Source organism: Brevibacterium senegalense, from assembly GCF_000285835.1.
GTDB lineage: Bacteria > Actinomycetota > Actinomycetes > Actinomycetales > Brevibacteriaceae > Brevibacterium > Brevibacterium senegalense.
The window spans coordinates 189339-202345 of sequence record NZ_HE978603.1 but is presented as its reverse complement, the minus strand read 5'-3'; the positions used below and the strand labels follow the sequence as shown (position 1 = coordinate 202345).

The 13007-nt window shown below is 71.7% G+C and carries 11 protein-coding genes; 4 read left to right on the top strand and 7 right to left on the bottom strand.

Annotated features, from left to right (window positions below):
- Window positions 1-56: 56 nt before the first annotated feature.
- From HGBR_RS18855 to HGBR_RS17185, 4 genes are all read left to right on the top strand, one after another.
- The gene (locus HGBR_RS18855; RefSeq protein WP_019158940.1) at window positions 57-719 is read left to right on the top strand and encodes an OsmC family protein; all 663 of its coding nucleotides are present in this window, start codon (window positions 57-59) and stop codon (window positions 717-719) included.
- Window positions 716-2407: a sodium:solute symporter family protein gene (locus tag HGBR_RS08645; protein ID WP_019158939.1), complete on the top strand. Its 1692-nt coding sequence runs from the start codon at window positions 716-718 to the stop codon at window positions 2405-2407. The genes HGBR_RS18855 and HGBR_RS08645 overlap by 4 nt, the downstream gene beginning before the upstream one ends.
- A 164-nt stretch (window positions 2408-2571) precedes the next feature.
- Window positions 2572-3306 carry an enoyl-CoA hydratase/isomerase family protein gene (locus HGBR_RS08640; RefSeq protein ID WP_019158938.1) on the top strand — a complete coding sequence of 245 codons (735 nt, stop codon included), beginning with the start codon at window positions 2572-2574 and terminating at the stop codon, window positions 3304-3306.
- A complete protein-coding gene (locus tag HGBR_RS17185; RefSeq protein ID WP_019158937.1) occupies window positions 3303-4469 on the top strand; it encodes a CaiB/BaiF CoA transferase family protein in 1167 nt (388 codons plus the stop codon). The genes HGBR_RS08640 and HGBR_RS17185 overlap by 4 nt, the downstream gene beginning before the upstream one ends.
- Before the next feature lie 71 nt (window positions 4470-4540).
- Here the strand turns inward: HGBR_RS17185 and HGBR_RS08630 are convergent, their stop codons facing one another.
- The 7 genes from HGBR_RS08630 to HGBR_RS08600 all read right to left on the bottom strand — a co-directional run bounded on the left by HGBR_RS08630 (window position 4541) and on the right by HGBR_RS08600 (window position 12916).
- Window positions 4541-5461, bottom strand: coding sequence for a LysR family transcriptional regulator (locus tag HGBR_RS08630; protein ID WP_083882809.1), 921 nt, complete (start codon window positions 5459-5461; stop codon window positions 4541-4543).
- A 31-nt stretch (window positions 5462-5492) separates the two neighbouring features.
- Complete coding sequence (locus HGBR_RS08625; protein ID WP_019158935.1) at window positions 5493-8033, bottom strand: FtsX-like permease family protein; 2541 nt, start codon at window positions 8031-8033, stop codon at window positions 5493-5495.
- Window positions 8030-9034 carry an ABC transporter ATP-binding protein gene (locus HGBR_RS08620; protein WP_315968868.1) on the bottom strand — a complete coding sequence of 335 codons (1005 nt, stop codon included), beginning with the start codon at window positions 9032-9034 and terminating at the stop codon, window positions 8030-8032. Before HGBR_RS08620 ends, HGBR_RS08625 begins: the two co-directional genes overlap by 4 nt.
- An 82-nt stretch (window positions 9035-9116) precedes the next feature.
- A complete protein-coding gene (locus HGBR_RS08615) occupies window positions 9117-10028 on the bottom strand; it encodes a response regulator transcription factor (RefSeq protein ID WP_019158933.1) in 912 nt (303 codons plus the stop codon).
- Complete coding sequence (locus HGBR_RS17180) at window positions 10025-11482, bottom strand: sensor histidine kinase (RefSeq protein ID WP_019158932.1); 1458 nt, start codon at window positions 11480-11482, stop codon at window positions 10025-10027. Before HGBR_RS17180 ends, HGBR_RS08615 begins: the two co-directional genes overlap by 4 nt.
- A gap of 64 nt (window positions 11483-11546) precedes the next feature.
- The gene (locus tag HGBR_RS08605; protein ID WP_019158931.1) at window positions 11547-12551 is read right to left on the bottom strand and encodes an HAAS signaling domain-containing protein; all 1005 of its coding nucleotides are present in this window, start codon (window positions 12549-12551) and stop codon (window positions 11547-11549) included.
- Entirely contained in the window at window positions 12548-12916 is a 369-nt protein-coding gene (locus HGBR_RS08600) for a PadR family transcriptional regulator (protein ID WP_019158930.1), read from the bottom strand. The genes HGBR_RS08605 and HGBR_RS08600 overlap by 4 nt, the downstream gene beginning before the upstream one ends.
- Between the last annotated feature and the right edge of the window lie 91 nt (window positions 12917-13007).

The following is a 13007-nucleotide window of genomic DNA, read 5'->3' as shown; positions in this document are numbered from 1 at the left end:
TGACAATGTGACGAAGCGCGGCGCGCTGTGTCGGCGCGAGACCTACCGTTGATCGCATGTCCTCAGCACCCTCCATCCGGGCCGCGGATCTCCCGCCCGCTCTCACCCCCGCTCCCACCCCGCATCCCCGCTTCACCGAACTGCCGCAGGCGGACCACGCGAAGACGCTCCGGGCCTCGGGCACCGGCACCGGCTCGCAGCAGACGCGGGTGCGGGTGCGCGACTTCGCGTTCGTCTCCGACGAGCCGGTGGCGATCGGCGGCCGCGACGAAGGCCCCACGCCCATGGAGTACCTGGCCGGTGCGGTGAACGCGTGCATCACGGTCGTCATCGATCAGTCCGCTGCGCGCTGCGGCCTGCCCGTCGACGCGGTGCAGACGTACACGCTGGCGAAGCAGGACACCCGTGGGCTGGCGGGCCGCGCGGACGTCCAGCCGTACATGTACGCGTACCGGTTGCAGATCGTCATCGCGACCGGCGAGACGCGCGAGACGGAGCTCGTCTCCTTCGCCGCGGCCGCCGAGCGGACCTGCCCGGCCATCAATCTCCTGCGCGATGCGAACACCGGCCTCGAGGTCGTGTGGTCCTTCGTCGCCGAGGCCGAGGACGGTGCCGCGGAGGCGCTCAGCAACGCGGCCTGGGGCTACCCCGTCGCGGGCGCCGCACCCCAGCCGTTCCTCACCGTCGTGAACGCGGATCGCGCGGGAGACCGCGCATGACCGCCGTCGGCCTCTGGACTTTGGGGCTGGCCCTGGCCTACACCGTCTGGCTCGTGGTGGGCGGGCGATGGCTCGTCGCCCGCCGGTCGACCGGCTCGAACTTCTTCGTGAGCGGCCGGTCCTTCAGCCCGTGGACCGTCGCCTTCTGCATCACCGGTCTGTTCTCCGGCTCCTCCTACATCGCGATCGTCGAGCTGAGCTACCGCACCGGCGTCTCCGCCATCTGGTACGGCGTCGCGGAGACCGTGCAGATCATCCTCATCGCACTCCTGCTGGTGAAGCCGCTGCGCAGGAAGCTCGTCGTGACGGTCACGGGCATCATCGGCGACCGGTTCGGCCGCGCCGCACAGGGTGTGGCTGCCGTCATCACCGGCTTCACCTTCCCCATGTACTCGCTGGCGACCGCGATCGCGTTCGCCTCCGCGCTCACCGTCATCACGGACGTGACGCTGTGGCAGTCGATCGCGCTCACCGCGGTCATCCTCTTCGCGTTCCTCGTCTTCGGCGGCATGCGCTCCGTCGCGTTCAGCCAGACGATGAACGTCATCGTCATCGCGGCGATGTTCCTCGTGGGCGTCTGGGCGATCCTCGCCTCGCCGGGCCTCGATGGTCTCGGTGAGTACACGCGCGCGAACCCGGAGATGGTCGCGCCCGCGAACGCGGGCGTCTCGCTCATCGTCGCGTGGTTCGGCACGTTCATCGTGAATGTGCCGCTCGCGCAGGCGGCGTTCCAGATGTCCATGTCGGCGCGCACCCCGGAGGACGGGCAGAAGGGCCTCTTCCTCGCCGCCGTCATCGGCGCGCCGCTCATCCTCCTGGGCGTCGTCGTGGGAGTCGCATCCGCCGCGGTCGTCCCCTCCGACGGCCGCCCGCTCCTGGCGATCTCCGAGTACATCACGCAGACGCTGCCGCCGTGGGCCGCCGCGGTCTTCTTCGTGGGCATGTGGGCGTGCGCGCTGGGCTGGGCCGGCCCCTGCCAGTTCTCCGGCGCGACGTCGCTGGGCCGCGACCTGGGTGGAGCCCTGCGCCCGCAGGCCAGCCAGGAGCAGCTCGTCCGCTACACGCGGGTCGCCCTGGTGCTGCTCACCGTCGTCCTCATCGTGTTCAGCATGCTCCGCGCGGAGGACTCCGCGTGGTGGAACATCATGGCCTGGACCCTGCGCAACGGCGCGACCTTCGCCCCCGTGCTCGCGGCGTTCTTCTGGCCGGTGGCCACGCGCTCGGCCGCGATGGCGTCCCTGCTGGGCGGCTTCGGCGCCGGCTTCGCGTGGTACGCCCTGTCCGGCTTCGATTCGACGGAGTTCCTCCTGGGCACGCACCCCGTGTGGGTCGGCATGATCGCGAACATGGTCGCCCTCGTCGTCGTGAGCCTGGCCGCGGGACGCTGGACGCTGGCGCAGGACCGGACACGGCGGGTCCGCGGGGCCTCGGCCCTGGGTGCCGCCGTCGTGCTGGCCGGCGTGCTCGTGACCTTCTGGTCGTGGGCGGCGACGCACGGGCTGGTGGGCCTGGGCCTGTTCCTCGTCGTGACCGCGCTGTTCGCCGCGGTCCTGCTGCTGACGGTCCCGGATGGGTCTGCGGATCCGTCGGAGGACACCGCCGCCGAGGCCGTGGCCGGCCCTGCGGACGCCGCACCTGCCGACTCGGTCCCGGAGGACGCAGTCGCGGGGGACACCTCACAGCGCTGAGTCCTGCGGTCACACCGCTCTGCCGCGAGCCTCCATGCGCCGAATGCATGGAGGCTCGCGGCTTCTGCCGTGCGGAGCGCATGGAGTCCTGGCAGGCTGAGGGAGTGGAAGCGCGAATCTGCACTGCGCTCTCGTAACAGGCACCACCTCGAAAGGACCCCTCTGTGATCACCCAGACCCGCGACGGCGACATCCTCACGATCGCGATCGACAATGCAGCGAAGGCCAACAGCCTCACGGCGGAGATGCTCACGCAGCTCATCGACGCGTTCGACGCGGCCTCTGCAGATCAGTCGCTGCGCGGTGTGCTGCTGACCTCCCGCGGGGGCGCCGGCTTCTCCGCCGGCATGGACACCGCGCAGTTCGACCACGCGGACTCGGAGCGCGCGTACGCGACGATCACGCATCTGGGCGAGGTCTGCGAGGCGGTGAAGAACTGCGATCTGCCGGTGGCGACTGCGATCCGCGGCTACTGCGTGGGCGGGGCCCTGGAGATCGCCGCTGCTGCGGAGTACCGCGTGGGTGCAGAGGACTCCTGGTACTCGATGCCGGAGGTGAGGATCGGCATCCCGTCCGTCCTGGACGCCGCCAACCTGTGGCGCGTCATGGGCTGGACGAAGGCGACGGAGCTCATCATGACCGCGAACCGCTTCACCGGGCAGGACATGGATCGCTGCGGCTTCCTCAACGCACTCGTCCCGGCCGATCAGGTCGAGGAGCGGGCGCTGCAGTACCTGCGCGACACGATGGAGTCCGACCGTGCGGTCATCGCCCAGCAGAAGCGCCTCTTCCGCACGTGGCGCAACACGCACGAGCAGACCGCGATCGCGGACAGCCGCAAGGAGTTCGCGCTCGCCTTCGCGCGGAAGGGCGACGCGCAGCGCCGGGACGCGCAGTGACGGCCGCGGCGCAGTCCGCCGGTGTCGCGCAGCCGGCCGGCGCGCTCGCCGGCGTCCGCGTCCTCGAGCTGGCGCGCACGCTCGCCGGCCCGTTCGCCGGGCATGTGCTGGCGGACCTGGGTGCGGACGTCCTCAAGGTCGAGCAGCCCGGCAGCGGCGACGAGTCCCGCCGCTTCACCCCGCCCACCTACGCGGGTGACAGCTGCTACTTCCAGGCCGTCAACCGGAACAAGCGGTCGATCGCGCTCGACCTCACGGATCCGGACGACCGGGCGACCCTCTACCGCCTCGTCGAGGACGCGGACATCGTGACAGAGAGCTTCCGCACGGGCGTGACCCAGCGGCTGGGTGTGGACTACGAGACCCTGCGGCAGATCAACCCGCGACTCATCTACCTGTCCGTATCCGGGTACGGGCGTGAGGGGTCGCGGGCGACCTGGCCGGCCTATGACATCGTCATGCAGGCGGAGACGGGCCTCATGTCGATGACGGGCACGGAGGCCGGCGAGGTCGTGAAGATCGGACCGTCGATCGCGGACATCTCGACGGGGATGTACTCCTCGATCGGGCTGCTGACCGCGCTCTACCACCGGGAGCGCACGGGTGAGGGGCAGTACTTGGACGTGGCGATGTTCGACGCGCAGTTCGGCGTCATGAACAACTGGGCGCTGTCCGTCCTGGGCACCGGGGAGGCGCCGCGACCCATGGGCGTGGGCAACCCCGCCCTGGCGCCGTACCAGACGATCGCGACGGCGGACGGCGACTACATGCTGGGCTGCGGGAACGACGGACACTGGCGCCGGTTCTGCGAAGCGATGGGATTCGAGGACCTCCTGGCCGATGCGCGGTTCACGACGAACGACGACCGGGTCGCCCACCGCGCCCCGCTCATCGCAGCGGTCGAGGATCGGACCCGCGGGCTGACCCGCGCGCAGCTGGATGCGGTCCTCAAGGACGCAGGCGTGCCCGGCTCGCCGGTGAATGACCTCCAGCAGGTGCTCGAGGATCCCTTCGCCGCAGAACGGGGCATCCTCCAGCCGCTCACCGGCCGCGAGGGCGTGAGCGCGGTCAAGTTCCCCGTCACCTTCGCGGGCACGCCGGTCATGGAGTACCGGCCCGCACCGGATCTGGGTGCCGACGAGGCCCAGTGGCAGGAGCGGTGAGGCCGCGGACCAGCTGACCCTCCGGTCCAGCTGGCGCGCCGGGCTGACTCAGTGGGCCAGCCCGGCGCGCCTCACCCCTCCAGCAGTGCGTCCACGAAGTGCCGGGCCAGGGGAACTGGCTCGACCTCCGGGATGACGATGCACACGACCCGCTCGTAGCCCGGCAGCTCGGCGGTCGCCAGGTCGCGCACTCGCATGAGGCTCAGGTTCGAGGTGGGCACGACCGACCAGCCCAGTCCCGCCTCGACGAGGCCCGCGATCGTGAGCGGCGAGTTCGTGAGCGTCTCCACCTGCACGCTCACGCCCTCCTCCTCGGCGATCCGCTCGAGGCAGCGCTGCACGCCGGAGGTGGCCGTGTACCCCACGCCCAGGTGTGCCAGCGCGAATTCCCAGGTCGGTGACGGGGGCAGGTCCGCCGAGGCCGGGGCCACCAGGTGGAACCGCTCCGATACCAGCGGGGTCACCGTCACCCCGCGGGTCTCCGGGAAGAGCGGCCGCTCCTCGCCGTCGGGCAGTCGCAGGCGGGCCGCGGAGATCGCGACGTCCGTGTCGCCGGACATGACGGCGGTGATCCCGTTGCCGGAGACGTCGTCCGTCGCCGTGAGCGTCGCCCGCGGGTGGCGCTCACGGAACAGGTTCGTCCAGATCGCCATGCGCTCGAACGCCATCGACGGGAGGACGGAGACCCGCAGGTCGCCCGCGTCGCCGGCGATGCGGCTGGTGAAGGCCCGCATCTCGCGGGTGCGGGCGTCCAGGATGGCCTGGGTGGTCCGGGCGAACTCCTGCCCCTCCGCTGTGAGACGCAGCCCCGCGGTCGACCGGTCGAAGAGCGGCACGCCCAACCGCCGCTCCAGGTCGCGCAGGATCCTGCTGAGCTGGGACTGCGACAGGTGCAGCGTCAGTGCGGCCTCGGTGATGGTCGGGGAGTCCGCAAGGGTCCGGAAGACCTCGAGGTCCCGCATGCTGGGGCTCTCCTCACCTGTTCGCGTCATGGTCACATCCTGCCGCGCGTGAGTCCCGCCGCTACTCCTGCCCCAGTCCCTGCGCGGGCGCGACCCGCGACATGCTGCGCGCCGGCAGGGCGGAGGCCAGCACCGCCGCCACGAGCGCGGCGACCGCGACGACCGCCAGCGGGATCGGTGGCACGGACAGGACCGGAGTCGCCGTGTCCACGATGAGCGAGGCGGTGCCCACCCACCCGAAGAGCACGCCCAGCCCCACGCCCACGACCAGCGCGATGACGGTCATGAGCAGCGATTCGGTCGTGATCATCCGGCCCACCGCTCCGCGGCTGAAGCCCAGCGCACGCAGCAGCGCGCCCTCCCGCCGCCGATCGATGACGGACAGCGTGAGCGTGTTGCTCACCCCGATGACCGCGATGACGACGGCGGCGGCCAGCAGGCCCAGCACGACGGCGATCGCCACCTGGAACGTGTCCGCGTACTGCGCCCGCAGCAGCGCCGGGCCCGCTTCCGTCGTCACGTCCAGAGCGCCCAGTTGCGAATCGACCGCCTCGATCTGCGACAGCGACGCGTCGTCGGCCAGCCGCACCCATGTCTGGGCGCTCGCCTCCGCACCGGCGGCCTCCGCGATCCGCGCGGCGTCCTCCCCGCTCACCAGAGCGGTGCCGCTGGGAGCGTCGCGCGACGGCTCGACGGAGAGGGTGAAAGCCTCCCCGCCCACGTCGACCCTCGCCTCGAGGTCCGCGTACTCATCCGTCGCGGCCTCGCCGCCCAGGTCGGACGGCGCCAGCCGGATGGTCCCCTCCTCGATGTCGAAGCCGTCGCTGCGCAGCACCGTCTCCTCCGCGTCGTCCGCACTCACGACGGTGAGGTCGCCGGTCAGGTCCGCCGCGGCCTCGGCAGAGGTGTCCCCGCCCGAGGCCGCGGCCGGCGCGTCCGCGATGGTCACCTCTGCGCGGGCCGCGGGGACGGCCGCGTGCTCGTCGGTGATGGGTGCGTCGTCCAGGACGGAATCGACCTGCGCGCCCGAGCCGTCGACGACGAGGTCGACGGGCGTGTCCTCCGCCGTCTGCTGCTCGATCGTGCGCTGGAGGCTCGCGGCACCGATGAGCACCGCGGACACGAGGGTGACGCCGATGAGCAGTGCCGCGGTCGTCGACGAGGACCGGCCCGGTGCGGAACTGGCCGATCGGCCCGCCAGGAGGACGGTCGTCGACCGCCCTGTGAGCCGGGACAGGACGCGGCCCATGAGACCCAGCAGCGGCGGCACGAAGGCGCGTGCGGCGATGAGCACCGCGACGAAGAGCGCGAAGCAGCCCAGGATGCCGATGGGGACGGAACTCGTCGTCACGGCCAGCAGGCAGCCGGCCAGACCGGCCGCGCCCAGCGCAGCGCCCACGAGCGCGCGGATCCACGGGAACCGCGACCGCGCGGGGGCGACGTCGGCTGGTCGCAGAGCCTCGATGGGGGAGGCGCCGCCCGCCTTGAACGCGGGGACCATGCCGGCGAGGACGGTGACCGCGATGCCCACGAGCGGACCCACGAGCAGCGCCGCCGGTGTGACGGAGAGCTGTGCGAAGTCCGGCATCCAGAAGGCGCGTGCGACACCGGACAGCCCCCAGCCCAGGAGGAGTCCCAGGGCCACGCCTGCGGCCGCGCCGACGATCCCCAGCACCAGTCCCTCGATCAGCGTCGCCCCGCGCAACTGGCGCGCGGTCGCGCCCACGGCGCGGTAGAGGGCGAGGACCCGGGCGCGGGAGGCGACCAGCACCTGGAACGTGTTCGAGATGACGAGCGAGGCGACCCCCACGGACAGGAGGCCGAAGGCGACCCCCACGATCGCGAGCATGTTCGACGACCCGGACAGGTCCTCGAGCTGGTCCTGGACGACCTCCTCGACGGTGAGCACCTGGACGGATGCACCGTCGACGGCGTCCCCGATCGCGGAGGCCAGCGCGGCCTGGTCCGTGCCGTCGTCGGCGCGGACGCGGATGGCGTCCGGGACGACCTCGGCCGGAGCCTGCTCCAGTCCCTCGTCGGTCATGTGGAGGGTCAGCCGCATCGACGAGGTGTCCGGCAGCAGGCCGGAGACGGTGACGGACTCCTCCTGCGGGCCGGACGTGACGCCCTCCAGCGCGATCGTGTCGCCCACCGCCACGCCCAGCGCGTCCGCGTCCTCCTGGGTGAGCGCGACCTGGTCGGCGGCATCCGGCAGCGAGCCGTCGACCGGCTCCGCGTCGGTCGTCGGCAGTCCCGTGACCGAGGCGGCCACGGACGTCGTGCCCGCGTTCGCCATGAGGAAGCCGGACTCCTCGAGGTGGGCGTCCGCGACACCGTCGACCGCGGTGACGTCCGCGAGAAGATCCTCGGTGAGCACCTCCGCATCCTCCTGTGGTGCGGAGGGGTCGACGGATTCATCGACCATGACGGCGACGTCCGCGTCCGACCACGAGGAGCGGACCTGGTTCTCCATCGTGTCTCCGAAGGCCTGGGAGAACAGGAGAGCCGCGACGATGAACGCGACGGACACGGCGATCGCGATGCCCGCGGCGACGAGGCGGCCCGAAGCGCTGCGCAGGTTCGAGAGTGCGATTCGGATCATCGGGCACCCCCGGTGTGGGTCGTGCCCGCGGCGTGGCCCGGGACCGGGGCCGCGCCGGCACCTGCGGGAGCCGCGCCCCCTGCTTGCCCGGCACCCGCGGTGACGCGGGTGAGAGCGGCGGCCACGGCCTCGGCGGTGGGGGAGTGCAGTTCGCCGGCCGGGCGGCCGTCGGCCAGCAGGAGGACCCGGTCGGCGCGGGCGGCGGCCTGCGGATCGTGGGTGACCATGACGACGGTCTGCCCGTAGTCGTCGACCGAGGCCCGCAGCAGTCCCAGCACCTCGTCCCCGCTGGCGGAGTCGAGGTTGCCGGTGGGCTCGTCCGCGACGATGACGTCCGGGCCGGTCACCAGGGCGCGGGCGACGGCGACGCGCTGCTGCTGGCCGCCGGAGAGCTCGTGGGGCCGGTGGTGCAGGCGGTCGCCGAGGCCCAGCCGGTCGACGATGCGGCGGACGATGGTGCGGTCCACCGTGCGGCCGGCCAGCTGGGAGGGCAGCAGGATGTTCTCGCGCGCCGTCATCGCGGGCACGAGGTTGAAGGCCTGGAAGATGAAGCCGATCCGGTCGCGCCGCAGGGCGGTGAGCCGGGCGTCCGACAGGCCGGTGAGCGGGGTGCCCGCCAGGATGACCTCGCCGGAATCGGGGGTGTCGAGGCCCGCGAGCATGTGCAGCAGGGTCGACTTGCCGGAGCCGGACGGGCCCATGATCGCGGTGAAGCATCCGGCGGCGATGTCGAGGGTGAGCCCGTCCAGCGGCCGGACGCGGGCCTCGCCCTCGCCGTAGGTCTTGACGAGGCGGATGGCGCGGATCGCGGGCTCCGAGGCGGGGGAGTGGTGCGGCTGTGGTGCGTACTGAGTGCCGGGTGCGTGCTGCGGTGCCGGCTGCTGGGCGTGTGGGTCCTGCGACTGCGGCTGGTGGGGCACGGGCTGTGGCTGCTGTGGTGAGTGCATGTCTCCAGCGTCGTCGCCGGCGGGGCCGCGCACATCGGACTGCGGGATGGTCATCAGTGTGGTGGAGACCACTGTGCACTGTGCGGGGAGGCCGCGGTGTCATACCGGGGTACGACGCGGCGTGAGTGCGTGGAGCTCAGGCGCCGGGGCTGACGATGCCCGCGTCGTAGGCGAAGATGACCGCCTGGACGCGGTCGCGGGCGCCCAGCTTCATGAGGATGCGGCTCATGTGGGTCTTGACGGTGGGCTCCGCGAGGACGAGCGCGTCGACGATCTCCGCATTGCTGAGGCCCTGCCCCACGAGTGCGAGGACCTCGCGTTCGCGCGGGGTGAGGGAGGCGAGGATGCGGGTCCGTTCCGGATCCAGGGGCGGGTGGGAGGCGCCGGTCGTGGGCGTGTGTGCGGAGGTCGGTGCCGCGGGTGACTGTGCGGACGGTGACGCGGACGCGGGAACATGCCCTGATGTCGTAGGAGACGCTGTCGTCGTGGTGTGGCGTGTCGAGTCGCTGTCAGCGGGACCGTCGACCGGCATGGACGGACCGTCATCCGGCGCGGATGACAGGAGGAGCTGGGTGTCGAGGAGTCGGCGGGTCGTCGAGGGTGCGATGACCGCGCCGCCGTCGACGACCGTGCGGATCGAGTCCAGCAGGATCTCCGGCAGCACGTCCTTGAGGAGGAAGCCGGACGCGCCGCCGCGCAGCGCCGCGAGCGCGTACTCGTCCTCGTCGAACGTCGTGAGGACGATGATCCGGGGCGCCCGGACGGTCCCCGCATCGGCGAGCTCCAGGATGCGGGAGGTCGCCTGGATGCCGTCCAGCCCGGGCATGCGCACGTCCATGAGGACGACGTCCGGCTGGACCCGTGTGACGAGGCTGATGGCCTCGTGCCCGTCACCGGCCTGCCCCACCACCCGGAGGTCGGTCTGCGAGTCGATGACGAGGGAGAATCCCGCCCGCACCAGGGACTGGTCGTCGACGAGGGCGACGCGGATGGGTGCGTCCGACGAGGCGGGAGCATGCGGCGAGGCGGGAGCGTGCGGATCCGTCATCGGGCGCTGTCCTCGATCGACTCCACGGGTGCCGGAGACGGATCCGCTCGTGGTGCGGCGGGCGCGCTGGGCGGCGTGGTCGTCGACTCGTCGGGCGAGCCACCGGATGACGCGTGGGTCTGATCGTCCGGCGACGCAGAGTCCGATTCGGAGTGATCCTTCGGGGTTGTCGCCGGGAACCGCGCGGTCACGGTGAAGCCGGGCTCCCTGCGGTTCCGCCCGGCTGTCACCGAGCCTCCGTACAGGGCGGCGCGCTCGCGCATCCCGGTGAGGCCGTTGCCGGTGCCCTCCGCGCTGTCCGGGTCACGTGGTGCGGAGACGCCGTCGTCGGTGATCCGGACGATCACCTCCCGGTCCGTGTCCCTCAGGTCCACCTGCGCCCGTGCGCCTGAGCCCGCATGCTTGAGGACGTTCGTGAGCGCCTCCTGGACGATGCGGTAGACGGCGAGTCCCGCGCCCTCCGACAGACGCTCCGCCGACCTCCCGCTGTCGAATCCGTCGATGCTGACCGCCAGCCCGGTCGCGCGGACGTCCGACACGAGCGACGGGACGGAATCGATCCCCGGCAGCGGCGCGGTCGGCTGCTCCGTCAGCCCGTCCGCGCGCAGGACGCCCAGCAGGCTGCGGGTCTGGGCGAGGGCGTCGCGACCGGTCGTCGCGATGGTGGTGAGGGCGGCCTCGGCGGCGTCGGGGTTGCTCGCGGCCGCATAGCGGCCGCCGTCCGCCTGCGCGATGACGACGGACAGCGAGTGGGCGATGATGTCGTGCATCTCGCGGGCGATGCGCATGCGCTCGGCGTCCGCGGCCAGCCGCGACTCCGACTCCCGCTCCTTCTCCAGGAGGCGGTTGCGCTCGCGGATGTCGTCGACGGCCGCGCGGCGGCGATGGAGGAGGATCCCCCACAGCCAAGCGGAGAGCACGATCGCCGCGCTGAGGGCGATGAGGACGACGAGGGCGATGTGCTCGGAACGGTCGACCGGACGTCCGCCGGGACCCATCGCGCTCTGCAGAGCCAGCATGTACGCCCAGACGCCGATGGCCAGCGAGCCCACGAGGCCCAGTCCCAGCACGATCCGCGAATCGCGGCGCGACCCCCACACGGCGGTCGAGAACACCGTGAGCGGGACCGCGAGGACCGCCATGGACGGACCCGTCCCCACGAGGACGGCCATCGTGCACCCCACGGCGATGAGGACGGAACTGGTGAGAGGAGTGATGCGTCGCAGAGCCAGAGGGAGAGTGATGAGCAGCGCGATCGTCGCGTCCAGCCACCGGGGGGCGATGCCGGTGGTGTTCACCAGCACGCGGGCCATGATCGAGTTCACACTGACGACGGCGACGGGGAGCGCCCAGAGGAGACCGTCGGAGATCCACGGATGAGCGCGGAGGACCCCGCGCAGCCGTGACCATGCGCTGCGCGGGGTCGATGCGGTCGTCGACGAGGGCGGGGTCATGCGTCCCACGCTAGTGGTGAGCGGCGGGCGGGACATCGTCCTCAGGGATGATCTCCGCCCGGACTCAGTCACCGGCGGTGGCCGCGGCCCGATGCGTGCGGAGGGTGCTCACGATGTTCCAGGCCGTGAGGACCCAGATGAGCGGGATGAGCCAGACCTCCGTGTCGAGGAGGGAGGCGTTCCCCAGGTCCGGATGCATGACCTCCTGAGTGAGGAGCGCGACGGTGAGGAATGCCGCCATGAGGATGTCCACCCCGATCGTCGCGATCCGTGTGGCTGCCGTCGTCCGGTTCGTGGCGACGTGGACGGCCGCGATCGCGGCGAGGCCGGCGAGCAGTGCCCAGTAGCCCACGAACCAGCCCACGCCCAGATCCGGATTCACGAAAGGCTCGCCGTCGTTCAAATGCCCCACGTAGAGGAACGTCGTGGGGACGAGCGGGAGCGCGGCCAGCAGGACGAGGAGGATGAGGGAGACGATCCCGTCTCCGCGGACCGAGCTGCCCGATGGCGCGATCTCCTCCAACTGGTCGACGGTCCACCGGCGCGGAGACCTGCCGGGTGCTGTGCCGGATTCCGCCCGATCGACGAGCGCGAAGACGAGGGTGAGGACCGCGAAGACGGTCAGCAGCGCGGACACCGTCCGTCCGATCGCGGTGCCCAGCAGGCCGCCCAGTTCCACCGGGTGCACGGTGAGTGAGTGGGCGAGGCCGCTGGCGACGAGCGTGATGACACCCACGGTGGGCAGGAGCCACGTGAGCGCCCACAGATACGTGCGGTAGAACCGCGGTCCGATGAGGTGCTGAGGCGTGCGTGCGAATTCCCGGGCCAGGGACTCGGGTGACCCGAGCTCCTCGAGGACCGCGGCCTCGGCGGCGGGGTCCGGGTGGGGGAGACCGGGGGATCGGCTGTGATCGAGGTCGGCGGCCTCGGGATCGGGGTCGACGGCCTCGGCGCGGGCCTCGAGCATGTCGGCGATCATGGCGCGGACCTCGGCGACGACCTCGTCGCGCTGGGATTCCGGCAGTCGCCGGGCGACGGAGCCCACATACCTGTCGGTGAGGGTGCTCATGGTGTGGAGTCCTTCCAGAGGTCGGTGAGGCTGGCGGTCAGGGCCAGCCATTCGGTGCGGAGTTCGTCAGCGACGCGGGAGCCCGCGTCCGTGAGCGTGTAGTACTTCCGGGGACGGGGTTCGTCCGTGTTCCACTCGGCGGTCAGCAGGCCCTGCTTGTCGAGTCTGCGCAGGAGGGGGTAGAGGGTGTTCGCCTCCACCTGGATCCCGGCCTCCGCGAGCGTTTCCAGCAGCGCGTACCCGTACTGCGGCCGCCGGCAGGCGACGAGGCACGCGAGCACGACGGTGCCGCGTCGCACCTCTTGGAGGTGGAGGGCGAGGGCATCGGGGGCGTCCTGCTGGACGGACGGGTCGGGGGTGGCCATGCACAGCACGATACTGTGTCACACACACTATGACAAGAGACGCAGGGTTGTGCGGGGGCTGCGGTGGGTTCGAGCAGGGCGGCGTGTCGTT

Bases quoted from the DNA above. Each gene is read 5' to 3' on its own strand.
- HGBR_RS18855 (WP_019158940.1), top strand. From the start codon at position 57: ATGTCCTCAGCACCCTCCATCCGGGCCGCGGATCTCCCGCCCGCTCTC.
- HGBR_RS08645 (WP_019158939.1), top strand. From the start codon at position 716: ATGACCGCCGTCGGCCTCTGGACTTTGGGGCTGGCCCTGGCCTACACC.
- HGBR_RS08630 (WP_083882809.1), bottom strand. From the start codon at position 5,461: ATGACGCGAACAGGTGAGGAGAGCCCCAGCATGCGGGACCTCGAGGTC.
- HGBR_RS08625 (WP_019158935.1), bottom strand. From the start codon at position 8,033: ATGATCCGAATCGCACTCTCGAACCTGCGCAGCGCTTCGGGCCGCCTC.
- HGBR_RS08620 (WP_315968868.1), bottom strand. From the start codon at position 9,034: ATGACCATCCCGCAGTCCGATGTGCGCGGCCCCGCCGGCGACGACGCT.
- HGBR_RS08615 (WP_019158933.1), bottom strand. From the start codon at position 10,028: ATGACGGATCCGCACGCTCCCGCCTCGCCGCATGCTCCCGCCTCGTCG.
- HGBR_RS17180 (WP_019158932.1), bottom strand. From the start codon at position 11,482: ATGACCCCGCCCTCGTCGACGACCGCATCGACCCCGCGCAGCGCATGG.
- HGBR_RS08605 (WP_019158931.1), bottom strand. From the start codon at position 12,551: ATGAGCACCCTCACCGACAGGTATGTGGGCTCCGTCGCCCGGCGACTG.
- HGBR_RS08600 (WP_019158930.1), bottom strand. From the start codon at position 12,916: ATGGCCACCCCCGACCCGTCCGTCCAGCAGGACGCCCCCGATGCCCTC.